The organism is Janthinobacterium sp. BJB301 (genome assembly GCF_002735685.1).
Taxonomy (GTDB): Bacteria; Pseudomonadota; Gammaproteobacteria; order Burkholderiales; family Burkholderiaceae_D; genus Janthinobacterium; species Janthinobacterium lividum.
Map to the genome: position 1 here is coordinate 39,130 of NZ_PDZJ01000003.1, position 26,030 is coordinate 65,159.

Consider the following 26,030-nt stretch of genomic DNA (forward strand, 5'->3'; position numbering starts at 1 on the left):
CCAGTTACATGTGCTCGATCATCACTTCGCCGAAGCCGGAGCACGACACTTGCGTGGCGCCTTCCATCAGGCGGGCAAAGTCATAGGTGACGCGTTTCGAGGCGATCGATTTTTGCATCGAAGAAATCACCAGGTCGGCCGCTTCCAGCCAGCCCATGTGGCGCAGCATCATTTCCGCCGACAAAATCAACGAACCGGGGTTCACGTAATCCTTGCCCGCATACTTGGGCGCCGTGCCGTGCGTCGCTTCGAACATGGCGACGGAATCGGACAGGTTGGCGCCCGGCGCGATGCCGATGCCGCCCACTTGCGCCGCCAGCGCGTCGGAAATGTAATCGCCGTTCAAATTCAGAGTGGCGATGACGCTGTATTCGGCCGGACGCAGCAAGATCTGTTGCAGGAACGCGTCAGCGATGGAGTCCTTGACGATGATGTCGCGGCCCGTCTTCGGATTCTTGAACTTGCACCATGGGCCGCCATCGATCAGCTCGGCGCCAAATTCCTTTTGCGCCAGCGCATACGCCCAGTCGCGGAAGCCGCCTTCCGTGTACTTCATGATGTTGCCTTTATGCACAATCGTCACGGATGGCTTGTCATTGTCGATCGCATACTGAATGGCCTTGCGCACCAGGCGCTGCGTGCCTTCGATGGACACGGGCTTGATGCCCAGGCCCGACGTGGCCGGGAAGCGGATTTTCGTCACGCCCATTTCATTGACGAGGAAATCCATCAATTTCTTGGCCTCAGGGGAGCCTTGCTGGTATTCGATGCCGGCGTAGATATCTTCCGAGTTTTCGCGGAAAATCACCATGTCCGTCTTTTCCGGCTCTTTCACGGGCGATGGCACGCCCGTGAAGTAGCGCACGGGGCGCAGGCAGACGTACAGATCGAGCTGCTGGCGCAGGGCCACGTTCAGCGAGCGGATGCCGCCGCCGACGGGCGTGGTCAGCGGGCCCTTGATGGAGACCACGTAATCTTTCAGCACTTGCAAGGTTTCTTCCGGCAGCCACACGTCGGGGCCGTACACATTCGTCGATTTTTCGCCCGCATAGATTTCCATCCAGCTGATCTTGCGCGCGCCGTCATAGGCCTTGGCCACGGCGGCATCGATCACCCTGATCATGACCGGGCTGATATCGATGCCCGTGCCATCGCCTTCAATGAAGGGAACGATGGGATTATCTGGTACATTCAGCGAAAAATCGGCGTTGACGGTGATTTTTTGGCCGTCAGCAGGTACAGTGATATGTTGATACATCGTGATCTCCGAAGTGGGACACACCGCTGGCGGGCAACGCAGGCCGGCGACGCGCTCTGCGGTTGCAGAGTTTACAAAAACAAGTGCGAACATGGCGGCAACAACGCACTTTAGCAGGGAAAGAACACCCGGGCCATCTGCGGCGCCAAAGAATCTCATTGCCATACCGTCCATGTCTTCTATAAGACATAAGACTAACATCCATATTATGCACCAGTATCCTACAGGGCGCCACGCTTTTGCGGCGCCAACCAGCAGCCACCATCGCTTACATCAATTCTTCTACCAGCATGCCACTCATCCTCTTCAATAAACCATTCCAGGTCCTGTGCCAGTTTTCGCCGCAGGATGGCCGCGCCACCCTGGCCGACCATCTGACCATCCCCGGCATCTACCCGGCCGGCCGGCTCGACGCCGACAGCGAAGGCTTGCTGCTGCTGACGGACGACGGCCGCCTGCAGCACGAAATCAGCCACCCGGACCGCAAGGAAGCGAAAACCTACCTGGTGCAGGTCGATGGCGTGCCCGATGCGGCCAGCCTGGCGCGCCTGCAGGCGCCGCTGGACCTGGGCGACTTCATCACCAAGCCATGCAAGGCCGTGCGCATCGCCGAGCCGGACTGGCTGTGGCCGCGCAATCCGCCCATCCGCGCACGCGCCGACAAGCCGACCTCATGGCTGGCAATCACCTTGAAAGAAGGAAAAAACCGGCAAGTGCGGCGCATGACGGCTGCCGTCGGCCTGCCCACCCTGCGCCTGGTGCGCAGCGCCATCGGCCCATTCTCGCTGGCCAGCCATCCCTTGCTGCCCGGAGAATGGTGCGAGGTGCCGGCCGAGAACATTGGGAAAACGTGAGCGGACAAGAAAAAACGCCTTCCGTACCGAATTTTGCCAATAAGCACTATTTATTTTTAGATAATGCATTAAAATCATCTGACCTCAACATGACCGAAAAGGAAAGATGATGACAAAAGTAATACTGGCCCTGGCCGCCTCCCTGCTTGCCGGCGCCGCAATGGCGCAATCGGGCGCCCAGGTGCACGCTTCCGCCGCGACCGATGCCGTCAAGCCGCCGCCCGCATCGGCTGCCAGCCATGCCTCGGCCGCCACCGACGCCGCCAAGCCGGTGCCGCCGGCATCGGCCACCGTCAACGCTTCGGCCGCGACGGATGCGGCCCGCTCAGGTGCATCGACCAAGGCCTCGGCGGCAACGGATGCGCCGCGCCTGATTCCCCAGGCGCGCAAGACCAAGCAGCCGGCCGCTGAAGGCAAGCCCGTGAAATAAACGCGGTTCCCGGGGTTACGGCAGCATGTTGCTGTAACCCCACGCTTTCGGCGCGGCCAGGCAGCACGCTTGACCAGGCGGCCATCAGCATGGCTTAATCGCCGCTTCGCAGCCACCGTCCCGCCCCATGAAAAATTCCCTACGCCGTCTCAGCCTGTCGATCGCCCTGCTGGCGTGCGCCAGCATTGCTCAAGCGCAGACAAAGAGCTTGCAACTGTCGGCTGGCATGCATTTGATCCAGGCGGAAGTGGCCGCCACGGAAGAGCAGCGCGAACAGGGTTTGATGTACCGTGAAAAGATGCCGGCCAATGCGGGCATGCTGTTCGTCTTTGGCAACCCATCGACGCAATGCATGTGGATGAAGAACACACCGCTGCCCCTGTCCGTGGCCTTTATCGATGCCGGCGGCAAGATCGTCAATATCGAAGACATGCAGCCGCACACGCTCGACAGCCATTGCTCGACCAGGACAGTACCCGTGCGCTATGCGCTGGAAATGCACCTGGGCTGGTTCAAGCAAAGAAACATCAAGCCGGGCATGAACATCGGCAACTTGCCGGCGGCACGCTAGGCCGGCGCAGCCGCGGTCTGCCGCTGGCGGGCGCGGCCGCAAAAAAGGTGAAAAAACGCGAAAAAACCCGCCAGAATGAATCTGCGGGTTTTTGCTTTTCAACCAGTGCCAGCGTACCGGCACAGGCAAGGCCACCATGGTGGCTTGCCTGTTGGCGAATATTAAGCGGACAGTGCTTTCAAAGCAGCTGCCAGACGGCTCTTATGGCGAGCTGCCTTGTTTTTGTGGATGATCTTCTTGTCAGCGATACGGTCGATGGTCGACACGGATGCTTGGAAGATTGCAGCAGCAGCTGCCTTGTCGCCGCCCTGGATCGCTTTGCGAGCAGCTTTGATAGCCGTGCGCAAGGTCGAACGTTGGGACGAATTGTGTGCGTTTTGCTTAACTGCTTGACGAGCGCGTTTGCGCGCTTGTGCGGTATTTGCCATGGAATTTCCTAAAACAGGGTCAAAGTGCGTTTGCAAACATTAGTGTTTGCCAACCGGTGCGTTCTGTGCGTCTGCCGAACCATGTGTGCCAAACCAGTGCCTGTCAAACATTAGTGTCTGCGTAACAGAATTCTGTACAGCCTTCGATTATAGCGATATTTTCAAGCGGGGGCAAATCAAAAAACCGGGTATCGCGGTAAAAACACCTGAAAATGGGCCTGGCAAGGGCGAATCGGCGGCGCTTGTTACCCGCTTGTTACCATATTTTAACCGTTTGCCAGTACCGCGCCCGGCTATAATCTGGCCCCATGAACTTGCTTAAAACCCTCGCCGCCATTTCCAGCATGACCATGCTGTCCCGTGTAACCGGATTATTGCGCGAAAGCCTGTTCGCGCGCGCCTTTGGCGCCGGCGCCTACACGGACGCCTTCATTGTTGCCTTCCGCATCCCCAACCTGTTGCGCCGCCTGTTTGCCGAGGGAGCCTTCTCGCAAGCCTTCGTGCCGATCTTGTCTGAATACAAGAACCAGCATGGCCAGGAAGCCAGCAAGCAATTGGCCGACCATGTGGCCACCACCCTCGTCTGGGCCACCCTGCTGGTGTCCGCCATCGGCATCGTCGGCGCGCCGTGGTTCGTCTACGCCATCGCCACCGGCCTGTCCAAGGACCCGGGCGCTTTTGACGCGGCCGTGTGGATGACGCGCTTGATGTTCCCTTATATTACTTGCATGTCCTTCGTGGCCCTGGCCGGCGGCATTCTGAATACCTGGCGCGAATTCAAGATTCCCGCGTTCACGCCGGTGCTGCTGAACCTGTCGTTCATCGCCGCCTCGCTATTCCTCGCGCCCCATCTGGAGCAGCCGATCTACGCCATGGCCATTGCCGTGTTCGCCGGCGGCCTGCTGCAGGTGGCCATCCAGATCCCTGCGCTGATCAAGATCGGCATGCTGCCGCGCCTGTCGATCAACCCCGCCATCGGCCTGTCCGACGGCGGCGTGCGCCGCGTGCTGAAAAAGATGGGACCAGCCGTGTTTGCCGTCTCGGCAGCGCAGATCAGCCTGATGATCAACACGAGCATCGCCTCGCGCCTGGCCGAGGGCAGCATTTCCTGGCTATCCTATGCGGACCGCCTGATGGAGTTCCCCACCGCCATGCTGGGCGTGGCCCTGGGCACCATCTTGCTGCCCAGCCTGTCGAAGGCGAATGTGGATGGCGACAAGACGGAATACTCGGCCCTGCTGGACTGGGGCTTGCGCCTGACTTTCCTGCTGGCTCTGCCCGCCGCCGTCGGCATGGCGACCCTGGCCACGCCGCTGATCGCCACCCTCTTCCACTACGGCAAGTTCACGGCCGAATCCGTGACCATGTCGACGCAGCCGCTGGTGGCCTACAGCCTGGGCCTGATCGGCATCATCCTCGTGAAAACCCTGGCGCCCGCCTTCTATGCGCGCCAGGACATCCGCACGCCCGTGAAAATCGCCATCGGCGTGCTGATCGCCACGCAACTGATGAATCTGCTGTTCGTGCCCTACATCGCCGTGGCCGGCCTGGCCCTGTCGATCGGCCTGGGTGCCTGCCTGAACGCCAGTTTCCTGTACTGGGGCTTGCGCAAGCGCGGCATCTACCAGCCGAAGCCGGGCTGGGCCAAGTTTTTCCTGCGCCTGCTGCCTGCACTCATCGTGATGGGCGGCGTCGCGTATGTTGGCGCCATGCGCATCGACTGGATCGCCATGCAAGCCCATCCGCTGCTGCGGGCCGGCGCGCTGGCCCTGGTGGTGGCCGTGTGCGGCGTGGCGTACTTTGCCACTTTGTTCCTGGTTGGCTTCCGCTTCCGCGATTTCAAGCGCCACGCGTGACAAGCTGTGCAGGACGTTGTTGCCGGCGTCTCGCCGTACTAGCGTACTGTCTTCGACTTGGCGCCTAGTCCTGCGCAGCTTGTCCGGATTGCGCAGGACGTGGTTGCGGCATCTCGCCATACTGACGAAAGACGAAAAAAAACCCGCCGAAGCGGGTTTTTTTTCATTGCAGCGAAAGCTTAAGCAGCTTTCTTGGCGCGGCGGCGGGCCACGGCGCCAACCAGTGCCAGGCCGCCCAGCAGCATGCCATAGGTTTCTGGCTCTGGTACTGGCAGGGCCGACACGGAACCCAGGTAAGCGGCATTTTTCAGACCCGTCAGGCCCGTCACATGCACCGTGTACGAACCGGCGGCCAGCTGGCCATCCCAGCTCAGGCTCTGGATACCAGCGGCGCTGGTGTTGGTCAGGTTGCCGTAACCCAGCAAAGTGGCCGAGAAATCCTTGATCGCGCCTTCAACCACGGAGAACGTTTGCAGTGCGCCAAACGACGTCGACGATGGGGTGACCAGCTTGAAGGTCCAGAAGTCGTCAACTGCCGAGTTAGCGGCAAACTTGGTGGTAATGGCCGACAGGGTATCGGAACCGGTTGGGTCCAGGATGCCCAGGTCGTACGTTGCTGCCGATGCGCTGAACGATGCTGCTGCCAGAATGCCTGCAGCGATAAATTTCAATTTCATAGTTTATCCCTTAAAAAGTAATTTATGGCTGCAATGCGCAGGCCACCAATAGTTTTAGTACCGGAAGTACTAGACAGGATGGTAGCATAATCACATCAAATTACTTATAAATATTTTATCGAAGTTTCATCTAGGATAACTATTTTCGAAATGAACTATTTGCCACTATCTATGAATTTCTATGGAAAAATAGTTACCGGGGCATACATCTAATTTTTCCCATGTTTAACGGTGAAAACGCCTATTCGGCAGGGTTTTCAACGGGACTTTGCGGTTCAGGCGGCTCAACTGGCTCTGGTGGCGCCTGTTCTTGCGATGGAGTAACAGGGCGGGAAAACAACGGTGGCGGCGGCAAGGCGGGCATGATGCCGGCCTCATCACCCGCAGGAACAGTTGCCGGTCCCGCAGGCGGCACGGATGACAGCCGTGCATCGACCATGAAGTGCCACTCCGAGAAATGCGCCCTGCCTTCGAAGCCCGCAAACCGGGCGTCGAAATTGCCAACCTTTAATGGCGCCGCCTGCGACAGGCTGTGTACGCCGATGATGCCCTGGCTGCCGGGCTGGTACAGCAAGCCCCACTCGGCGCGTCCCGTGATGGGGTCCACATACAGCTTGCGCAAATGGCGGCGCAGTTGCGGAAAGCGGGGGTCGCGCAGCAAGGCCGCCAGGGTCGGAGGCTGCTGCGGCTGGCCGGCCGGCGTGGCGGCCGCATAGCTGTAGAGGGCATCTGAAAACTGCGCGCCGATGTCGAGCAACTCCTGCTCGGTCGCCTGGCGCTGCAACAAGGAACCCATCTTCAGTCCGGCCGCCCCCACGAGGCCCAGGATAGCCACCAGGATGATCAGGCCCAGGTAGGTAAAACCACGCTGGCGGCGCGCAGGACGGTGCATGGCCGCTACCAGTCGGCAAACGGCGTGCCGCTGCGGTCCTTGCCGGGCGCGCCGCTTTTCACGTCATACACCTGGCCCGGCGTGTCGTCGGGCGGCGGCACGATGAGCCAGCTGCTGTCGCTATCGGTGATGGGATCGATGGGCATGGCCCGCAAATATTTCTTTTCCACCAGCTGCTCCAGCGTATCGGGATAGCGCCCCGTATCACCGTGGAACTGGTCGATGGTCGCGCGCAGGTTGCGCAAGTTGTCCGCCAACACGGTTTCCTTCGCCTTGTCCAGGCTGGGAAAGTAGCGGGGCACGGCCAAGGTCAGCAGCAGCGCCACGATGCCGAGCACCACCAGCAACTCGATCAGGGTAAAGCCGCGCCTGCGGTGTGGGATATTTTCAGCAGCCATGGTTCACCATAGACGGTAAGGCACGTTGTTCAAGCCCGTCTTGCCGGACGTACAATACACATCGTAGACATCGTCGCCCTCGCGTGGTTCGGCCGCTTCGCTGGCGTAGCTGCGCTTGCCCCACGTTTGCGCATCGCTCAGGCCAGCGTCCGCGTTGAACGGGTCGCGCGGCACGCGGCGCAGGAAAAACAGCTTGCTGCGCTTCGGGTTGCGCTGGTCAGGCACGCCCTCGACCAGCAGTTCCAGGCTTTTCGGATAGCCGCTGGCGTCTGGCGCGCGCAGGATACGGCCCTCGTCGCCGGCCCGTTTATAGGCATCGAGCCCCTGGCGGATCTCGCGCAGCGCGCGCCGCAATTCCTGCTCCTGGCGCCGCTGCACCGTCACCTGCGTGACGGGGATCACCAGGGTGGCCAGCACGCCCAGGATGGCCAGGGTCACCAGCAGCTCGATCAGGGTGAAGCCGCCCTGCCCACCCTGCGCATGCGCCAGTCTCATTTGACGGGCGGCGGCGGCACCACCGGCACCGGCTGGCTCGATGACAGCGGCAAGGGCGCCGCCTGCAGCGGCACGGGTTGGCCCGACGATATCGGCAAGGGCGAGGCGGCCGGTTCGGGCGATGGCGCCACTTCCGGCGCCGGAACGCTCTGCGGCAAGGCCGATGGCACCTGGCCGGGCACCATCAGCGGCTGCGCCGGCGCCGGCTGCATGCCGACGGCCGACGGGCCGGAACGCACGATCACCGTGCCCGGCATCTGCGTGGGCGCCTTGGCCGCCATGTCGGGCCGGCGGCGGAAGCTGCCTTCCGTGCCGGCCGAGAATTCCGATTCCTTCGCTTCCGGACGCTGCACCGTGCGCACGAGGTGCGGCGTGATCGACAGCACGATTTCCGTCTTCTGGCTGTCGTCCTTGCTGCTGCCGAACAGGCGCCCCAGCACGGGTATGTCGCCCAGGCCAGGCACCTTGTTGCCCGAACTGCGCTCTTCATTGTTGATCAGGCCCGCCAGCACCTGGTTTTCGCCATCCTTCAGTTGCAGCATGGTCGACGCCTGGCGCGTGCCGATCTGGTACAGGGTCGAGCCGCTGCGGGTGGTGGTGGCCGCGCCCAGGTTGCTCACTTCGAGCGAGATGCGGATGCCCACTTCATTGTTCAAATAAATGGTCGGCTCGGCATTCACCGTCAGGCCCACGTCCAGGTAACTGATGGACTCGGAAGCGAAGCCGCCCGTGCCGGGCGAAATGGTGGTGGTCACCACGGGCACCCTGTCGCCGATGACGAACTTCGCCTTTTCCCGGTTGCGCACGCGGATGCGCGGATTGGCCAGGATGTTCGCGTCGCCGTCCGTCTTCTTGGCGTTCGCCGTCACGGACAGGTCGCTCACGCCGATGGTGCGCTGGTTCAGCCTATTCAGGTCACTGATGGTCAGCCCCGCGCCGCCCGAGGTGGAAAGCGGCGTCAGGGTCAGGCTCGATGGCCAGACCACGCCCAGTTCCATCAGGCGGCTGCGCTTGACTTCGAGGATTTCCAGTTCCAGCACGACCTCGGCCTCCGGCACGTCCTGCAGCGCGATCAGGCGCTCGGCCAGGCGGATCGCCTCCGGCGTGTCGCGCACGATGACGAGGTTGAGTTTTTCATCGGCCACCACGTCGCGCGTCTTCAAGATGGTCTTGAGGGTGTTGGCCACCTGCTTGGCGTCCGCATTCGCCAGGAAGAAGGTTTTCACCAGCACTTCCTGGTACTCCTTCAATTTTGCCGCCACGTTCGGGTAGATCAAGATCGTGTTTGCATCCATCACCTGCTGTTCCAGCTGGTTCGTCACCAGCAGGAAGTAGACGGCCGATTCCACCGTGCTGTTTTTCAGGAAGATCGAGGTTTTCGCATCCGCCTTGACGTCCTTGTCGAAGACGAAATTGAGGCCGGAACGGCGCGCGATCAGCTCGAACACCTGTTTTAATGGCGCTTCGCGAAACTCGATGGTGATCGGCTGCTTGTACGATTTGGCCAGGCCCGATTCGACGACGGGCGGCGCCGTTTTGTCATCGACCTCGCGCAGCAGCGCGCGCGCGCCGGCGTGATTCGGCTGCTCGGTCAGGATCGCGTTCAGGCGCTGGCGCGCCGGGTCGTAGCGCTTGGCCTCGATATCTTTCTGCGCTTCGGCCTGCAGCTTGCCCTGGCGCTGCTCGCGCTCGAGCGCGCGCAAGCCGCTGTTGGCCCGTTCGTTCTGTGCATCGATTTCCAGCACGCCCATGAACGAGGCGCGCGCCAGCTCGCCCTGCCCCGCCTGCGCCTGGCGCTCGGCCTGCTGCAAGCGGCTGCCAGTCGCCCGTTCGCGCGCCTGCAGATAGGCGCTGCGGTATTGCGCATTGCCGGGGTCCTGCTGCAGCGCCTCCTGCAGTTTTTGCAGGCCGGCCGGGATTTGATCTTGCGCAATCAGCTCGCGCCCGTCGCGGTAGGCTTGCTGCCCTGCGCAGCCGGACAGCAGCAAGAGCAGCAGCGCCGATGAAAAGGAACGAGACATCACTCGGAAACTCCAATGTTGAGCTGCTGAACCTGGTTCAACGGCAGATAAGTGAGCGTCATGACGGGCGGCGCAATCGTCACGACCTTGTAGGCGCCATCGATGACGGTATTGGCGCGCACGATATACGTCTTGTCGGCGCGCGACAAAAACACTTCCCAGGCGCCATCGGCGGCCGCCTTGCCCAGGTAGACGAAGGGCAGCGGCGGCGCCATCGGCGGTGGCGGCGGCGGTGGCGCGACGGCTACCATTTTCGGCGGCGGCGGATTCCAGTTCTGGCTCTGGAAGACAGCGCCGGCGCCGGCAAAGGTATCGCCATCCTCGCCCGCCACTTCGCTGCGCGGCAGCAGGGCCAGGATGGCCGGCTGCGCGGCTGGCGGCTTGGCGGCCGCATGGCGCGCGGGCGCGACGGCCCGCTCCACCGCTTCGGCCACCTCGGCCACGGGCTGGCGCTCGCCGAACAGCAGCAAGCCGCCCGCGCCCAGCACGCCGGCCAGCATGAGCCAATGGCGCGGGGTCATGGCGCCTCTCCCGCATCGCCAGGCGTATCGGTCAGATAAAAGGTGAGGCGCAAGCGCGCTTCGAGTTCCGTATCGGCGATCTGCTCGCGGCGAAAACTCAGTTCGTCGAGCGAGGCGAAGGGGACGGCGCGCAGCGCTTGCAGCGCGAACTGCCACACGGCCGCATAACTGCCCTTCAGCGGCAAGGTCACCTGATAGCTGGCAACCCTGCTGGCCTTGTCGTAGCCGCTCTTGTATTCGCCCTGCGCCAGCAGCAAGCCGTTTTTCGCGGCCAGGTCGAACAGCTGCTTGACTTGCTGCTCCGCGTGGCGCTGCTGCCCCAGGGCGGCATAAAAGCGCGCCAGGTTCTCGCTGGATGTCGCCGGCGGCGCCGCGATGACTGCGGCCAACGATGGCTGCGGCAAGGGCCGCGCTTCCAGCTGCGCCGCCACCGCGCGCTGCTGCCAGGCCCACGCCCAGGCTGCCGTGCCCAGCGCTAGCAATGCCAAAGCCAGGCAGGCAGGCGCGCCCAGGCGGCGCAGCAGCAGTTGCGCGCGCAGGCGCACGCTATTGATGTCGATGGCCATCATGGCGTGCCCCAGCGCGCTTCAAGCTGGAAGCGCAAGGGTTTGTTCGGATCGAGCGCGTTGATTTCATGGCGCAGCAGCTGCACGCGGGTGCCGAACAGCTCCTGCTGCTTCAGTTGCGCCACATACGCGACCATGGCGTCGCTACTGGTCGTCTCGGCCGTGATCTTCAGCACGCGCTTGCGCGCATCCGGTTCCAGAGCCAGCAGCGCGATGGCGGGTGGCGTGGCGCTGGCCAGCGCATCCTGCACGTCGCGCCACGGCAGATTCAGTTGCAGGATGGCCGCATTCACGGCCGCCGCCTGCGCCGGCGCGATGGGTGTTTGCGGTGCAGCCACCGGTCCCTGCGTGGCGGCCATGACGCGCTGCTGCGCCAGCCGCCAATGTGCCTCGCTTGCCTGCTGCCGCTGCAGCGCGGCGCTGCCGCTGTACGCCGCCGTGGCGATCAGCGCCGCACCCAGGGCGCCGATGCACCACGCCCACGCGGGCACGCGGTGCAGGCTGCGGCGCCAGTTGGGCGGCGCGAAATCGATGTCGAGGCGCGTCATGCCACGCCCCCGCTGCGGGCCAGCCGGGCGGCCGGCGACAAGCTACCGTCGCCGTCCGGCGTGGAAAAAATCTGGCAGTGGAACTCTTTCGTCTGTGGCAGCCATGCGGGCGGCGGCGCGCCGCACAGCTGCAGCAGCGCCGGTGCGGGCACGCCTTGCAGCAGCGCCTCGCGCGCCAAGGTCTGCGCCAGCCAGGCATGGCCGGCGTCCGGGGGCACGGGCAGCGCGCGCACGGCGCGCAGGCGGCCATCGTGCCGCACGCCCAGGGTCAGGACGTTCTCCTGCAACTGGCCAAACCAGGCGCCTGGCTTCAACGCGCCGTGCCAGCGGTTCCAGTGGCGCGCGAATTGCGGTGCGATAAAAATCAGGGCCAGCTTGCGTGCGTCGGCCACGCGCGTCAGCTGCGCCAGCAGCGCACGGGGCACGGCGCAAAAGAACGGCGCGCGCGCATCCCAGGCGCTGCTGCTGTGCCACAGGCCGGGCGCATCGCCATACAGCGACTGAAAGCGCAGCGCGGCGGCAGCCTCGATATCGGCCAGGCGCGCGGCGCCTTGCGGCATGTCCACTTGCCACAGGCGCGCCAATCCATCGTCGAGCACCACGGACAGGGGCCAGCCGGCGTATTGGCTGGCTGGCAGAATCTGTTCCAACGCCTGGCCCAGGGCGGCAAAGTCGCCATGCAGCGTGTCGTCCGGCACATACGCGGCTTCACCCAGCAATATCCATGCAGGGGCGCGCCAGCGGCTGCTGCGCCACAGGCTCACCTTGCCCGCCGCCACGCCCAGGCGCAAACCTTGTCCAAAACCTCTACGCATGCAGGGTGACCCTCTTGATTTCCGTGATGGTGGTGGCGCCCCGCTTGACCAGCTCCAGCGCCGCCAGGCGCAGGCTGCGCGTGCCGTTCGCATACGCGGCCGCCTTGATCTGCCGGATCGGTTTCTTGTCGACGATCAGTTCGCGGATTTCATCGGTCAGCACGAGAATCTCGGCGATCGAGCGGCGCCCCTTGTAGCCCGTGCCGCGGCAGTCGCCGCAGCCCTTGCCCTGCTTGAATTGATACTGCGCCACGTCGGCGCGCGCCAGGCCCACGCTGGCCAGCTCACCATCGTCGGGCGTGTAGTCGGTGGCGCAATGGGGGCAGTTGGTGCGGATCAGCCGTTGCGCCCAGATGCCGTTCAGGGCCGAGACGAACGCATACGGATCGATGCCCATGTGGGTAAACCGGCCGAACACGTCGAAGACATTATTCGCATGCACGGTGGTGAGCACCAGATGGCCCGTGAGGGCCGACTGCACGGCGATTTCCGCCGTTTCGCGGTCGCGGATCTCGCCCACCATGATCTTGTCGGGGTCGTGGCGCAGGATGGAGCGCAAGCCCTTGGCAAACGTCAGCCCCTTCTTTTCATTGACTGGTATCTGCAGAATGCCGGGCAGCTGGTATTCGACGGGGTCTTCGATGGTGATGATCTTTTCGCGCCCGTTGTGGATTTCCGTCAGCGCCGCATACAGGGTCGTCGTCTTGCCGGAGCCGGTCGGTCCCGTCACGAGCAGCATGCCGTAGGCTTCCTGCGCCAGCGCGCGCAACGCTTCCAGCGACGGCGCGTCAAAGCCCAGCGCTTCCAGGGTCAGGGCGCCATACGCCTCGATCATGGCGCGCTTGTCGAGGATACGGATGACCGCATCCTCGCCATGGATGCTGGGCATGATGGAGACGCGCAGATCGATTTCGCGTCCGCCCGATTCGACGCGGAAGCTGCCATCCTGCGGCACGCGGCGCTCGGCGATATCGAGTTCGGCCAGCACTTTCAGGCGCGAGATGATGTGCTCGGCCACTTCGATGCCGTTGACGGACGTGGCGTGATCGAGCACGCCGTCGACGCGGTACTTGACGGCCAGGCCGCCGGCCGTGCTTTCCAGGTGGATGTCGGAAGCGCCCGCCTTCAGCGCGTCATATAAGGTCGAGTTGACCAGCTTGACGGCGGGACTGGCCGCTTCCGACACGCTGGCGAACGACAGCACTGCCGCCGTCTTGCCGTCGCGCCGCGCGTCCGTGGCGGCGCCGGGCAGCAGGCTGTCGACGGCGCGCGCCGATTCTTCCTGCTTCGACAGATAGGCGCCGATGTCGGCCTGCAGCGCTAGACGCACGTGCAAGGCCCCCTGCCCGGCGCGCGCACTCAGCCAGGTTTGCAGATCGAGATCGAACGGGTCGGCAATCACGCCTACCAGCTGGCCGTCGGCGGCGCGCAGCAGCACGCTGTGGCGCGCCAGCGCCTGCGACAGGGGCAGCACATCGAAGGCGGGAGAAAACGCCAGCATGTCGGCCGTTTCCAGCACGTCCAGGCCGAACGGGCGCGCCAGTTCGCGCACCACGGCGCGCGCCTCGATGCCGCTCAGTTCCTGCAATTCCTCGACCAGGCTGCGCTTCGATTGGCGGCTCAGGACGCGGGCGCGCTGCAGCAGGGCGGCGTCGATGGCGACGCTGGCCAGGGTGGATTCGGCAGCGGTCTGCATCATGAAATATCGCCGGCAAGGTCAAAGATGGGCATGTACAGCAGGATCACGATGGCGCCCACGACCAGGCCGATGCCAGCCATCAGCAAGGGTTCGAAAGTACGCGTAAAGCGGTCGATCCAGCGGCTGATTTCACCGTCGTAGAAGGCGGCCGACTGCGTCAGCATGGGCCCCATGTCGCCCGTGCGCTCGCCCACGCGCAGCATGCGCAGGGAAATCGGCGTCGTCAATTGATGCTGCTCGAAGGCGGACGACAGGGGCTGGCCCGCCTCGATGGCGCCGCGCGCGCCCTGCAAGGATGCCTGCATGCCCGGCGAGACCATCGCTTGCACGGTGGAAATCGCCTGCACGATGGTGATGCCGCCTTCGGCCAGCATGCCCAGGGTCAGGTACAGGCGCGACAGTTCATAGATGCGCACGCGCTCGCCGATGCCGGGCAGTTTCGCCAGCAGGCGCGCCACGCCGCCATGGCGCAGCACGCGCCGCACGGCCGTGTACACGACGCCGCCGGTGATCAGCAGCCCGAGCAACAGCAGCACGCCATGCTGCGTGACGAACTGGCCCCAGCTGAGCATGACTTGCGACATCCACGGCAGGTTGCGCCCTGCGCCCTGGTAGACCTCGGCGAAACGGGGCACCACATAGCTGATCAGGAAAGCGCTGACGCCGCCGCCCACGGCCAGCAGGATGGTGGGATAGATGGCGGCGCTGACGATCTTGCCACGCACCGTATCGATGCGCTGCTGGTAGTCGATGTAGCGCGACAGCGCGCGCGGCAAGTCGCTCGTGCCCTCGGCCGCCTTGACGATGCCGATATACAAAGGGGGGAACAGTTCCGCCTGCTCTGCCAGCACGGCGGAAAAGCGCTTGCCTTCGCGCAAGCCTTCCAGCAGGCGCGTGAGCACGCTGCGCGTGGCAGGCGACGCTTCCTTTTCCAGCAAGGCTTCCAGCGCTTCGACGATGCCCAGGCCCGCTTGCAGCAGCGCCAGCAATTCCTGGCTGAACAGCAGCAGTGGCAAGGCCCGCGCCCGCTGGCGCCCGGCCGCGCTGAACGGCGTGGCCCGCAACGGGCGGATGGCGCTGACAAACAGGCCGCGCGCTTCGGCCTGGCGGCGCGCGTCGGCTTCGTCGCGGCCGTCGATCACGCACGTATGCAAGGTTGCTCCGGCCTGGTCCGTGGAAAGCGCGCGTACTTCGAACTGCATGATGGCTTGTCCGTAGGAAAAAGAATGGCGCTGGCGTTATTGCGAGCTGATGTCGGCGTTCTCGCCGCTGCCGCCCGGCTGGCCATCCTTGCCCATCGAGACGATGTCGTACTCGCCCTTGCTGCCGGGCGCGCGGTATTGGTAGGCATGGCCCCACGGGTCGAGCGGCACGGCCTTTTTCAGGTAGGGGCCATTCCAGCGCGTGCCGGCGGCGGGCGGCGCGGCCAGCAGCGCGGCCAGGCCTTCTTCCGTGGTGGGATAGCGCCCCACGTCGAGGCGGTAGGTGTCGAGCGATTTTTCAAACGCCTCGATCTGCGCCTTGGCCACCGTCACTTCGGATTTGCCCAGCTGGGCGAAATACTTGGGGCCGACATACGCCGCCAGCAAGCCGATGATCACGATGACGACCAGCAATTCGAGCAAGGTAAAGCCGCGCGCATGGCGCGTTGCCGCGAGGTTCTGCCTGTGTACTGCATGCATCCGGTAACTCCTTATTGCCTACCTTCAATACATTGCGTCGCTGCGCGCGGCGGATGGCCACGCACAGGCGACACGCGCTTGCCTGATGCTTATCAGCCTACCATGCCGGTTATGGTTCATACAATCTTTTCTTTGCACTGTGAACAACAAATTCCGGCGGAAACCATCCAGTGTGCGCGAAACCGCCACGGCGACGCGCGCGCTTGACTGGCTGGTCAATCACTCAACTATTTTCAATGCGGAAATTATCTACTACTGGTTACCAATTCATAGTAAGTGATGAATTTTATTCATTCATTATTTGTAACTTTCAAATTAAATTTGCAAGAATATCAAACAATGGAATTGCCTCTTTTGCTATAGTAAAAATCAATTTTCTACGTATTGGTCTTATCCGTCCACGCAGGAAAGAGCATCCCAGACGCAAAACATATTGCATCCTACATAATCACCAAGGGAAAATTCATGACTCGTATTGTGCATTCGAAGGCAGCTTCCGCAGCAAGTCCTTTCTCGGCCAAGCAGTGGACCGGCGCCGCCATCCTGGCCCTGTCCGCCGCCTGGGCCCCCGCCGCCATCGCGGACGTGATCAACTTTGACAATCTGGATAGCCAGTTCGTCGGCCACGGCGACTCCCTGGAATTCGGCAAATTCCTGCTGACGGGTGCTTCGAATGCCGCCGGCGCCAGTTATGGCGACCTGGTCGGCGCCGTGTTCGACGGCACGGATCCGGCCGCCTGCGGCATGGCGTGCCCGACCAACAATACGAGCAATTACTATGCCTCGCTCAACGACGGCATCATCTACCTGGACCCGCTGAATCCGGGCGGCAGCGTCAGCCTGCAGGGCTTCGACGCCAGCTTCATCGGCTACGCCCAGGGCGTCACTTATCCGGCGGTAGCCGGCCTGCTGCGCGTGCAAGGTTTCTACGCGGACGGCTCTTCCATGTATGAAACATACCAGCTGGGCGGCCCCATCGGCGGCAACTTCCAGTTCCAACACTACAACACCAGCGCCAGCTTCGGCAGCCAGCAATTCGCCTCGCTGGCCTTCTTCGGCTTCACTTGCAACACGGCCGGCAATTGCAACGCCTTCAGCACCAACAAGGGCCAGTTTGCGCTCGACAATATCGTCGCCTCGGTACCGGAGCCATCGACCTACGCGATGATGCTGCTGGGCCTGGCAGGCATCGGTTTCGCGGCGCGCCGCCGCCAGCAAGCCTGATTTATCCCTTTCGATTCCCGCTACCGTCACCAGGAAACCCTACATGACATTCCGTCCCGCCTTGCGTCCCATTTCGCTCGCCGTGCTGAGCCTGTTTGCCAGCCTCAGCTTCCAGGCCCACGCCGACGACCTGCGCCGCCCCTACATCGTGCAACTGAACGACAAACCGATCGCTTCCTACACCGGCTCGGTGGAAGGCCTGGGCGCCACCCAGCCTGCCGCCGGCGGCCGCCTCGACCTGGCCAGCACACAAGTGCAGCTGTACGGCGACTACCTTGAACAGAAACAGGCTCGGGTACAGGCCCTCGTCGCCGCCGCGCCCGTGCAATACCAGTACAAGATCGTCCTCAACGGCTTCTCCGCCCTGCTGACCGACGCCGAAGTGCGCCAGCTGCAGGCGAGCGGCGAAGTGGCCAGCATCGCCCCCGACGAACCGCGCGCCCTGCAGACGAACTACACGCCCACCTTCCTGGGCCTGGACCAGCCGGGCGGCCTGTGGAGCCAGCTGGGCGGCAAGCAGCATGCGGGCGAAGACATCATCATCGGCATCGTCGATGGCGGCGTGTGGCCGGAAAACCTGTCGTATGCGGACAAGGTCGACGCCAACGGCGCCCCGACCTTCGACCCGAACGCCACCCTGGCCTACGGCGCCGCGCCGGCCGCCTGGAAAGGCAGCTGCCAGACGGGCGAAGGCTTTACGCAAGACCACTGCAACAACAAGCTGCTCGGTGCGCAATACTTCAATGCCGTGCGCCTGACCGAGACGGACAAGATCCAGCACTGGAGCGAATTCACCTCGCCGCGCGATTCCATCGGCGACCCGAATGGCGAAGGCGGCCACGGCACGCACACCTCGTCCACCGCGGGCGGCAATGCGGGCGTGCCCGTCACGGCCAACGGCTCGCCGCTGGGCGCCATTTCCGGCGTGGCGCCGCGCGCCCGCCTGTCCGTCTACAAGGTGTGCTGGTCGTACAACCTGGCTACCCAGCCGACCGGCGCGAAGAACGGCTGCTACGGCGGCGACAGCGTGGCGGCGATTGAAAAAGCCGTGCAGGATGGCGTACATGTCATCAATTACTCGATCAGCGGCGGCGGTACCGTCAACGATCCCGTCGAGCAAGCCTTTTTGCACGCCTCGAATGCGGGCGTCTTCGTTGCCGCTTCGGCCGGCAATGCGGGACCGGCCAATACCGTGGCCCACGTCAGCCCATGGATCACCACAGTGGCCGCCTCGACGCACAACCGCGCCAACCAGGCCAAGGTGACCTTGAGCAACGGCGCCAGCTACACGGGCGCCTCGCTCAACTACAATCCGCTGCCGGCCACCACCCTGATCCGCGCGCAAGACGCGGGCCTGGCCGGCGCCGATGCACAAAAACTGGCCCTGTGCTACCGCGCCGGCGACAACGGCGGCGTGGCCCTGCTGGATCCGGCCAAGGTCGCCGGCAAGGTCGTCAGCTGCCTGCGCGGCACCACGGCGCGCACCGACAAGGGCGTCGCCGTGCTCGAAGCGGGCGGCGCCGGCATGGTGCTGGTCGACACGGGCGTGGGCCTCGTGTCCGACCCGCACGTGCTGCCGGCCGTGCACGTGAGCGCCGCCGATGGCGCGCTGATCAATGCCCAGGCGCAAACGGGCACGGCCACGGCCGCCATCTCGCGCTTCGTCACCAACGGCAACGGCCCTGCCGCGCCCGTGGTGGCCGACTTCTCGTCGCGCGGCCCGAACCTGTACGACGCCAACCTGCTCAAGCCGGATGTCACCGCGCCTGGCGTGGACATCCTGGCCGGCGGCACGCCTGCCCTGTCGCGCGCCCAGCGCGACGCCGTGCAGGATGGCAGCCTGGTCCCTGCGCAAGCCTACATCTTCCTGCAAGGCACCTCGATGGCCAGCCCGCACGTGGCCGGCCTGGCCGCCCTGCTGCGCCAGCAGCATCCGGACTGGAGCCCGGCCGCCATCAAGTCGGCCCTGATGACGACCGGCAGCACCACCTTGCCCGACATCCAGGCTGGCGACGCGCGCGGCATCCTGCCATGGGGCCAGGGCGCCGGCCACGTGACGCCGAACAAGGCGACCGATCCCGGCCTCGTGTATGACGCCAACCTGGCCGACTACAAGAAATACATGTGCGGCGTCGGCATGACGGCCGAGTGCGCGGGCGGCACCCTGGCCGGCTACAACCTGAACATGCCGTCCATCACCATCGGCAACGTGCTGGGCACGCAAACGGTAACGCGCCGCGTCACCAACGTGGGCAGCAGCAGCGCCACCTACACGGCCAGCGCCTCGCTCAGCGGCTACAGCGTAGCGGTGGCGCCTGCCACCCTGGCGCTGGCGCCCGGCGAAACCAAGTCCTTCACCGTTACCCTGACGCGCACCACGGCGCCGGACAACGCCTGGCAGTATGGCGCCCTCGTGTGGAGCGATGGCGTGCACACGGTACGCAGCCCCGTCACGGCCCGCTCGGGCCGCGCGGTGCAGTCGCCGGCATTGCTGCAGGCCGACAAGGTCAGCGGCCTGCGTTCGCTGACCCTGTCCACCGGCTTTGCCGGCAAGGTCGGCGCGGCAACGGGCGGTCTGAAGGAAGTGGCGCGCAGCGCGCAAACCATCAGCCAGGCCGCGCCGGGCAGCGTGGAAACGCTGGTGCAGATGGCCGACGCGTGCAAGGCGGGCGGCAGCGGCGTGCGGGTCGTCAATGTCAGCATTCCCGCCAGCACCGTCGTGGCGCGCTTCGAAATCTTCGACCGCGACACCAGTGAAGGCGCGGGCAATGACCTCGACCTGCTGCTGCTCAACAGCGCTGGCGCGACCGTTGCCACCTCGGCCACGGCCGGCTCGAACGAGGCGATCACCGTGACCACCCCGGCGGCAGGCAGCTACAAGGTGTGCGTGGTCGGCTATGAGCTGGCGAATGGCGCGTCGACCGGCTTCGGCCTGTCGTCGGCCGTCGTCACGACAGCCGACAAGGGCGGCAACCTGAAAGCCACCCTGCCTACCAAGGTGTATGTGGGCGGCAGCGCCACGGCCGGCGTTAGCTGGTCGGGGCTGGAAACGGGCAAACGCTACCTGGGCGGCGTAGTCTTCCTTGATGGCAACAACGCGGCAGCGTCCACCACCGTGCTGTCGGTGGAGACCAACAGCCCGTTGCCGCTGGCCGTCCCCAGCCAGCGTAACGTGAAGGCGGACGCCAAGCTGTAACGGTATCGCTCCAGGCGGTAACACGACGCGCCCTGCGGGGCGCGTTTTTTATGCGTAACACGCGTACAATCGGCGCACGGGCAACTCGTCCGCCATGCGCAAAGGAGTTTGCATGTCCGCATTTCGCCTCAGCATTGCCATCCTGGCCGGCATGGCCAGCCTCCATGCACTGCCTGTCGCGGCGCAGGCCGCTGCGGCGCGACTGTCCTATCTGGTGCAATTACGCGCCCCGCCGCTGGCCTCGCAAGCGGACGGCGTGCATAGGCTCGATACGGACAGCGACACGGCGCGGCGCTACACGGCCCAGTTGGAAGCGCAGCAGCGCGCCGTGCTGGCGCTGGTGCCCGATGCCCCAGTGCAATACCGCTACACGGTGGCCTTCAATGGCTTTGCCGCCATGCTGACACGCGCCGAAGTGGCGCGCCTGCAAGCGAGCCCGGACGTGGCACGGGTCTCGCCCGGCAGCATCGAACACACGCAAGATGGCGGCGGCAGCGGCAAGCCGCAGGCCAGGCCGCAGGACCAGCGCTAATGGCTGAGCAAGCGCAGCGCGATGCCGCGCGACACGGCTTGCATGCGATTGCTCACGCCCAATAATTTGTAGATACGCTGCAAATGGCTTTTCACGGTAGTGCCGCTGATACCGAGAATTTCCCCCACCTCCTCATTGCTTTTCCCTTCGCGCACCCAATGCAGCACTTCCAGTTCGCGCGCACTGGCCGCGCGCGTGGCAGCCGGGCCCGTCATGCGCGCGCGCTGGCCGCCTGGCAGCGCCAGCCAGTGGACGTGCAGGTAGGGCAACAGAAGTTCCAGCACATACGCCTGGCGCGAAGCGTCCGCCGGCATCACGGCGAACAGGGCAAAAAAGCTGCCGCCGGCGTCGCCCACGCTGCCGTGCACCAGCACGCCGTCGATGACGGCAGCCCCCTGGCCGCCCGCGCGCCAGGCCAGCGCAAGGTGCGCCAGTTGGCCCTGGCGCTCGCGCAGCAGCGCGTGATCGGGCGCGGCGCTGTGCCAGGCTTCGCTGCGCAGCACGGCACCATCGGCATCCAGTTGCGCGCACATTAATATGTCGTGCGGTAACAGCGTTTGCAGCGGCCCCTGGCTCCACAGAAAGAAATCGCCGGGCGCGGCGATGCCATGCGCGCCGAGGATGGCGTGCAGCAGGTATTCCTGCTCCCGCCCCGTCAGCAGCATCATGCGCACACGGCGGCGTCAAACGCCAGATAGCGGTAGCCGCTGCCGCGCACGGTTTCGATGCGGTGGCCGCAGCCGCCCGGCTGCAGCGCCTGCCGCAAACGCCCCACGTGGGCGTCGACCGTGCGCTCATCGAGATACGCTGCATGGCCCCACACCTGGTCCAGCAACTGCGCGCGGCTATGCACCCTGCCCGGATGGTTCATCAGGAAATGCAGCAGCTTGAATTCCACACGGCCCAGGTTGACGGGCACGTTACCGGCCGTCACGCGCAGGGTGTGCGGGTCGAGCCGCAGCGCTGCCGTGCCTGCGCGCAAGGCCGATGGCGCGCGCCGGCGCAGCAGCGCGTGCACGCGGGCCAGCATTTCACGGGGACCGAAAGGCTTGCACAGATAGTCGTCGGCGCCGCTTTCCAGCGCCAGTACCTTGTCCTGTTCGCTGTTGCGCGCGCTGACCATGATGATGGGCAAGTCGCACAGCACGCCATCCTGGCGCACCTGGCGCAGCAGCGCGATGCCGGACGCATCCGGCAGCTCCCATTCCAGCAGCAGTACATCGGGTGGGCCGGCCGCCAGCAGCGCCAGCGCGCCGCGCGCATCCAGGGCGCAGCTGACCCGGTAGCCGGCGCCTGAGAAGTTATGCGCCAGCAGCGCTTGCATGGCAGGCGCAGGGTCCAGCACCAGGATATGGCCAGGCATCGATGCATCCTTCCAAAAAAGTGGCGGCCGCCCATGAAAATACTAGACTGCCCGACAAGTTTTTTACTATGCATCAAGCGTAAAACGGTGACCAATACAATTTAGTTTCCTGATTTATAGCTATTTCAAATAAATAAACAAAAAAAACACAGCGGCCCGCAGGCGCGCTGTGTCCAGGCTGGAAAGACTAGGCCCGTGTGCCAGGCTGGCGGCGGCGCAGGGCAAAACCGATCAGCGCCAGGCCACCCGTCAGCATCATCCATTCCGACGCTTCCGGCACGGCCGAGATCGTCGCGATGCTGGCGTAGCTACTGCCCGCAATGCTGGCGGGCAAGCCGCCGTTGAGCGGGGTCAGTTCGAATTGCACGAGGTTGCCATTCGCATTGCCCAGATAAGCCATGCCGGTGTAGTCGAGCAAGCCCACGCCAAACGTCGTGCCCGCGTTGCCGGCCGTGTTCAGGAAGTCGCCGCCGAAGACGATATTGAAACCGAACTTGCCGCCCAGGGTCACGTTGTGAAACCAGTCGTTGTAGGCGCCGCTATTGCCGAAGGTCAAGGTGCCGGGCAAGCTGCCGCTGACATTGCCTTCCTGCGATACCAGCCCGCCAAACGCACCCGAGAAATTGCTGAGCACGGCGCTGGCGCCCGGCGCGGGGCTGTTGCCGGCGATAAAGGCGAAGTCGAGGAAACCGGCGCCCGAGAACTGGCTCGTGTCGATTTCCACGCGGTAGCCGAGCGGATCCGCCAGCGCCAGGCTGGAGCTGGCGGCCAGCACGGCGGCCAGGACGGCGCGGCGCAGGGCCGGATGGAGTGTCGTTGTCAACATGATCGTGTCCTTAGAAGTTGCCGGCGAAAATGCTGGCGGAATAATTGATCGTCACTTTCGACGGATTGGTGAAACTGACGGCAAACGAGGCTGTCGCGCCCGGCGCCAGGCTGGCCGCGTTGACCGTGACATACGCGGCGCCCGCATGGCTGCCCGTGGCATTGGCCAGGGCCACGCCGGCAGGCAAGCCGCCGAACACCACCTGGAACGGGCCGTTCAAGGCGCTCGTGCCCGTGTTGGTGAACGAGAAGGTGCCCGTGTATTTTTGCGTCACGCGGTTGTACGCGAGGCCCGAACTGGCTTGCGCCACGCCGGCCGTGATGTCGCGGTAAGCGGGCTGCAAGTCCAGGCTGATGACGACGGGATCGTGGTCAGAGGCGCGGTAAGGCAAGCCGTTGTACAAGTCTTGCGGCTTGGCCGAGTCGATGTTGTAGTCGATCACTTCCGGCTCGTCCGCATTCACATGCCATTCGGCCACGCCCGCCACTTGCGGGCTCAGCGACGCACTGGCCAGCGCATGGTCGAGGTAGCCGCTCTGGCCGCCGAATACATACGAGTACGGCATGCCGGACGGCCGCACGAAACGCTCGAGTTCATTGACGAAGCCAGCGCCCGTGATGACCTGGATCGGGTCTTCCGCGCCATATGAATTCAGGTCGCCGATGACCAGCACGTCCGCGTCGCCGGCAGCGGCCGCCACTTGCGGCACGAAACTGCCCACCAGACGCTGGGCTTGCTGCACGCGGGTGGCATTCCAGCAGCTCTGGCTATCGTTCTGGTCCGCGTCCAGCCCGCTCGATGGGCAGCTGCCCTTCGACTTCAGGTGGTTGACGACCAGCGAGAATTTCTCGCCATTGCCGGCGCGGAAGGTCTGTGCCATGGGTGGACGGTTGTTGATGGCGTTGGCATCCGACAAGGCGCCGCCTACCAGGCCCAGCTTGGCCGGCTTGTAGATCATGGCCACGCGGATGGCATCCGTACCTGTGGCGGCCGGCTTCGGCACCACGGCATACGTGACGCCGCCGATGGCAGCGTTGAGCTGCTCGACCAGATAAGTGACGGCCGTTTCGCCATTGTTCTGGATTTCCATCAAGCCCACCACGTCCGCATCGATGGCTTTCAGTTCGGCGACGATCTTGTCGCGCTGGCGCACGAATTCGGCCAGGTTGTCGGCGCCGCGGCAATTGCTCTTGGTGGTAGACGAGCCCACGGTGCAGCCCTGCCCCGTCTGGCCAAACACGTTATTGCCATTGGTAAAGGTCGTAAAGAAGTTCAGCACGTTCGCGCTGGCCACCTTGACGTTGCCTGATGGCAGTTCCGGGCTGCCCGTGCGCGGGTTGTCGCGCGAAAATTGCGGCGCCTGCGTCGGCTGCAGTTTGTAGGCGGCACCGCCACCGCCGATGGCGCCAAAGTCCACCACGCCCGTCAGGTCGGCCACCGTGTCGCCGCTGCGCACGGTGCCATCCTGGCCGATGTACGGTATCGTTGGCGGTGCGACAAAGATGCCATCATCGAGCACGATCAGGTTGTTCGCATTGGCGGCGATCAAGGCTTGCGCCTCGGCGGAGCCGGCCGGATAACGGTTGGTCGGCACTTCGCGCCGTCCCGCCGAGAGGGTCAGCTCGCCGCGCGCGCCCAGGTAGGCGTTTTGCGACACGGTCAAGGGCTGCGTGAAGCGCACCAGCATGCCTTCCACGGCGGCCAGGTTCTCGTTCGGCAAGGTCACATTCGTCGGCACGATGGCGTGGCCCGCGCTTTGCGTGAGGATGGCCGTCACGTCCTTGAATTCCGTATAGGAATTTTTCGCGCCCGACGGCGTGTATTCGACCACCGTGCCCGTCACGCGCACCAGCTCGCCCGGCTGCACGGTGGTGGCCGTCGCGCCCGTGTACACGAAGATGCCGTCCGAGGTGGATGGATCGCCATCGCCGGCCGCGTCCTGGATGAAGAAGCCGGTGCCTACTTTCAGGGTGACCACGCCCTGCGTCGTCTGCACGGAATTGGCGTACGGGCTGGCCGCGCCGCTGCCCTGGATCTGCGGGATCGTGTGGCTGACGGCAGCCAGTCCTTGTACGGCGACATCGATCTTGCAACTGGCGCTTTGCTGCTGGTCGTTGCTGAAATTCACGATGACAGGGTAATTTCCCACCGGCACGCCGGCGGCCACCAGCAGGCTCACCATGGCGCTCTCGCCCGCCACGCCGGCCGCGCTGAAATTGGCCAGACTGATGCCGGCCACGGCCGGCGAGCTCAAGGTGGCGGCATTCACGACGCCATCGACGTCGGATGCGCGCAGCACGGCGCTGCCGCCATTGCCCACGGCCAAGGCCAGGCTGGCTGGGCAGCTGGTGACGATCTGGTGCACGACAGGGCCGCCGCAGGCATTCAATGGCGACGCCGTATTGCGCGGCGTCACGCTGCCGGTGGCGAAGTCGGCGCTGTTATCGTCCGTGTCGGCGCAGCCGCCATTCGCGCGCGCAATCGACAGCGTATTCGATGGCGCGGGCGCGACGGCGCCTTCGAAGCCGTTGGCCGTGCCGAAGCCGACCAGGTCGATGACGGCGGCGCCCGTGGGGCTGGTGCCCGTTTGCGCCGTCTTGCTATTGCTCAGCAACACCTTGCCCGCCGTACCGGACATGGCCAGGCTGCCCGTGGCATCCGGCGCAGGCAAGTCCTGCGTACCGCCCGCGCCCTTGGCTTGCTGGACCAGCAAATACTGGCCAGGTTGCAATTCGATAGCCGGCAAGGCCGTCACCGACCAGCTGGAACCGGCGGCGGACGCGTATTGCACGCTCCAGTTGCTCACATTCACGGGACTGGCACCGCGGTTGAACAGTTCGATGAAATCGTTGCGGTACAGCGCCCCCGTATTGCCGCCCCCGCCATACACCTGGCTGATGACGATATCGGAAGCAGCCAGGGCCGGCACGGACAGGCTGGCCAGCAGGGAGGCCATGACGGTCAGGCGCAACGGCGTGCGCAAGGGGGAAAACGAGGTGTGCATGAGGATCCCGGTCGGTAAATAAATGACGCCGGTCCCGCATGATCGGCCGGCGCGCCACAATTAACAAAAGTATTTCAGACTTGTTATTTGCATATTAAAGGCCCAGGATGACGACTTGATGACATTTGATTAAGCCGAATGGAGTAAAAGTCCATTCTCCCATCGCTCATGCAA

25 protein-coding genes are annotated in these 26,030 nt (G+C 64.2%); 7 read left to right on the top strand and 18 right to left on the bottom strand.

Features of this window, described 5'->3' with window-relative positions:
- Positions 1 to 4: 4 nt before the first annotated feature.
- Entirely contained in the window at positions 5 to 1,258 is a 1,254-nt protein-coding gene (gene icd, locus CSQ91_RS19505; RefSeq protein WP_099389344.1) for an NADP-dependent isocitrate dehydrogenase, read from the bottom strand.
- A 290-nt stretch (positions 1,259 to 1,548) separates the two neighbouring features.
- On the opposite strand from icd, the gene CSQ91_RS19510 reads away from it, so the two are divergent.
- From CSQ91_RS19510 to CSQ91_RS19520, 3 genes are all read left to right on the top strand, one after another.
- Positions 1,549 to 2,112, top strand: a complete 564-nt coding sequence (locus CSQ91_RS19510; RefSeq protein ID WP_099389610.1) for a pseudouridine synthase — start codon at positions 1,549 to 1,551, stop codon at positions 2,110 to 2,112.
- Positions 2,113 to 2,221: 109 nt separating this feature from the next.
- Positions 2,222 to 2,542 (top strand): hypothetical protein, encoded by a 321-nt coding sequence (locus tag CSQ91_RS19515; RefSeq protein WP_257217411.1) that lies wholly within the window; start codon positions 2,222 to 2,224, stop codon positions 2,540 to 2,542.
- Between the two features lie 127 nt (positions 2,543 to 2,669).
- On the top strand, positions 2,670 to 3,113 hold the full coding sequence (locus CSQ91_RS19520; protein WP_070253569.1) for a DUF192 domain-containing protein: 444 nt from the start codon (positions 2,670 to 2,672) through the stop codon (positions 3,111 to 3,113).
- 161 nt (positions 3,114 to 3,274) lie between these two features.
- Here CSQ91_RS19520 and rpsT read toward each other — a convergent pair whose 3' ends face one another.
- On the bottom strand, positions 3,275 to 3,541 hold the full coding sequence (gene rpsT, locus CSQ91_RS19525) for a 30S ribosomal protein S20 (RefSeq protein WP_010395935.1): 267 nt from the start codon (positions 3,539 to 3,541) through the stop codon (positions 3,275 to 3,277).
- A gap of 308 nt (positions 3,542 to 3,849) precedes the next feature.
- Between rpsT and murJ the strand changes: the two genes are divergently transcribed.
- Complete coding sequence (murJ, locus tag CSQ91_RS19530; protein ID WP_034782184.1) at positions 3,850 to 5,397, top strand: murein biosynthesis integral membrane protein MurJ; 1,548 nt, start codon at positions 3,850 to 3,852, stop codon at positions 5,395 to 5,397.
- Positions 5,398 to 5,576: 179 nt separating this feature from the next.
- Here the strand turns inward: murJ and CSQ91_RS19535 are convergent, their stop codons facing one another.
- The 12 genes from CSQ91_RS19535 to gspG all read right to left on the bottom strand — a co-directional run bounded on the left by CSQ91_RS19535 (position 5,577) and on the right by gspG (position 15,711).
- Entirely contained in the window at positions 5,577 to 6,074 is a 498-nt protein-coding gene (locus CSQ91_RS19535) for an FxDxF family PEP-CTERM protein (protein WP_052140113.1), read from the bottom strand.
- Between the two features lie 241 nt (positions 6,075 to 6,315).
- Positions 6,316 to 6,966: a type II secretion system protein gene (locus CSQ91_RS19540; RefSeq protein WP_099389345.1), complete on the bottom strand. Its 651-nt coding sequence runs from the start codon at positions 6,964 to 6,966 to the stop codon at positions 6,316 to 6,318.
- Between the two features lie 5 nt (positions 6,967 to 6,971).
- A complete protein-coding gene (locus CSQ91_RS19545) occupies positions 6,972 to 7,364 on the bottom strand; it encodes a type II secretion system protein (RefSeq protein ID WP_034782179.1) in 393 nt (130 codons plus the stop codon).
- A 3-nt stretch (positions 7,365 to 7,367) separates the two neighbouring features.
- On the bottom strand, positions 7,368 to 7,859 hold the full coding sequence (locus CSQ91_RS19550) for a type II secretion system protein (RefSeq protein WP_034782178.1): 492 nt from the start codon (positions 7,857 to 7,859) through the stop codon (positions 7,368 to 7,370).
- On the bottom strand, positions 7,856 to 9,880 hold the full coding sequence (locus tag CSQ91_RS19555) for a secretin N-terminal domain-containing protein (RefSeq protein WP_099389346.1): 2,025 nt from the start codon (positions 9,878 to 9,880) through the stop codon (positions 7,856 to 7,858). The genes CSQ91_RS19550 and CSQ91_RS19555 overlap by 4 nt, the downstream gene beginning before the upstream one ends.
- Positions 9,880 to 10,401 carry a hypothetical protein gene (locus CSQ91_RS19560; protein WP_034782174.1) on the bottom strand — a complete coding sequence of 174 codons (522 nt, stop codon included), beginning with the start codon at positions 10,399 to 10,401 and terminating at the stop codon, positions 9,880 to 9,882. The genes CSQ91_RS19555 and CSQ91_RS19560 overlap by 1 nt, the downstream gene beginning before the upstream one ends.
- Positions 10,398 to 10,970 carry a hypothetical protein gene (locus CSQ91_RS19565; RefSeq protein ID WP_099389347.1) on the bottom strand — a complete coding sequence of 191 codons (573 nt, stop codon included), beginning with the start codon at positions 10,968 to 10,970 and terminating at the stop codon, positions 10,398 to 10,400. The genes CSQ91_RS19560 and CSQ91_RS19565 overlap by 4 nt, the downstream gene beginning before the upstream one ends.
- Positions 10,967 to 11,515, bottom strand: a complete 549-nt coding sequence (locus CSQ91_RS19570) for a hypothetical protein (protein ID WP_099389348.1) — start codon at positions 11,513 to 11,515, stop codon at positions 10,967 to 10,969. The genes CSQ91_RS19565 and CSQ91_RS19570 overlap by 4 nt, the downstream gene beginning before the upstream one ends.
- Complete coding sequence (locus CSQ91_RS19575) at positions 11,512 to 12,330, bottom strand: hypothetical protein (protein WP_143451060.1); 819 nt, start codon at positions 12,328 to 12,330, stop codon at positions 11,512 to 11,514. The genes CSQ91_RS19570 and CSQ91_RS19575 overlap by 4 nt, the downstream gene beginning before the upstream one ends.
- Positions 12,323 to 14,029: a GspE/PulE family protein gene (locus tag CSQ91_RS19580; protein WP_180278468.1), complete on the bottom strand. Its 1,707-nt coding sequence runs from the start codon at positions 14,027 to 14,029 to the stop codon at positions 12,323 to 12,325. Before CSQ91_RS19580 ends, CSQ91_RS19575 begins: the two co-directional genes overlap by 8 nt.
- Positions 14,026 to 15,231, bottom strand: coding sequence for a type II secretion system F family protein (locus tag CSQ91_RS19585; protein WP_099389350.1), 1,206 nt, complete (start codon positions 15,229 to 15,231; stop codon positions 14,026 to 14,028). The genes CSQ91_RS19580 and CSQ91_RS19585 overlap by 4 nt, the downstream gene beginning before the upstream one ends.
- Positions 15,232 to 15,267: 36 nt before the next feature.
- On the bottom strand, positions 15,268 to 15,711 hold the full coding sequence (gspG, locus tag CSQ91_RS19590; protein ID WP_099389351.1) for a type II secretion system major pseudopilin GspG: 444 nt from the start codon (positions 15,709 to 15,711) through the stop codon (positions 15,268 to 15,270).
- Between the two features lie 465 nt (positions 15,712 to 16,176).
- Here gspG and CSQ91_RS19595 point away from each other — a divergent pair, with 465 nt between their 5' ends.
- From CSQ91_RS19595 to CSQ91_RS19605, 3 genes are all read left to right on the top strand, one after another.
- A complete protein-coding gene (locus tag CSQ91_RS19595) occupies positions 16,177 to 16,935 on the top strand; it encodes an NF038120 family PEP-CTERM protein (RefSeq protein ID WP_099389352.1) in 759 nt (252 codons plus the stop codon).
- 43 nt (positions 16,936 to 16,978) lie between these two features.
- Positions 16,979 to 20,131 (top strand): S8 family peptidase, encoded by a 3,153-nt coding sequence (locus CSQ91_RS19600; RefSeq protein ID WP_070253556.1) that lies wholly within the window; start codon positions 16,979 to 16,981, stop codon positions 20,129 to 20,131.
- 112 nt (positions 20,132 to 20,243) lie between these two features.
- Positions 20,244 to 20,663, top strand: a complete 420-nt coding sequence (locus tag CSQ91_RS19605; protein WP_180277066.1) for a protease inhibitor I9 family protein — start codon at positions 20,244 to 20,246, stop codon at positions 20,661 to 20,663.
- Here CSQ91_RS19605 and CSQ91_RS19610 read toward each other — a convergent pair.
- From CSQ91_RS19610 to CSQ91_RS19625, 4 genes are all read right to left on the bottom strand, one after another.
- Positions 20,660 to 21,331 (bottom strand): LuxR C-terminal-related transcriptional regulator, encoded by a 672-nt coding sequence (locus CSQ91_RS19610; protein ID WP_099389354.1) that lies wholly within the window; start codon positions 21,329 to 21,331, stop codon positions 20,660 to 20,662. The two genes, CSQ91_RS19605 and CSQ91_RS19610, sit on opposite strands and share 4 nt — an antisense overlap.
- Positions 21,328 to 22,026, bottom strand: a complete 699-nt coding sequence (locus CSQ91_RS19615; protein WP_099389355.1) for a winged helix-turn-helix domain-containing protein — start codon at positions 22,024 to 22,026, stop codon at positions 21,328 to 21,330. The genes CSQ91_RS19610 and CSQ91_RS19615 overlap by 4 nt, the downstream gene beginning before the upstream one ends.
- 187 nt (positions 22,027 to 22,213) lie before the next feature.
- A complete protein-coding gene (locus CSQ91_RS19620) occupies positions 22,214 to 22,852 on the bottom strand; it encodes an NF038129 family PEP-CTERM protein (protein WP_099389356.1) in 639 nt (212 codons plus the stop codon).
- 10 nt (positions 22,853 to 22,862) lie between these two features.
- A complete protein-coding gene (locus CSQ91_RS19625; RefSeq protein WP_099389357.1) occupies positions 22,863 to 25,856 on the bottom strand; it encodes an ExeM/NucH family extracellular endonuclease in 2,994 nt (997 codons plus the stop codon).
- Between the last annotated feature and the right edge of the window lie 174 nt (positions 25,857 to 26,030).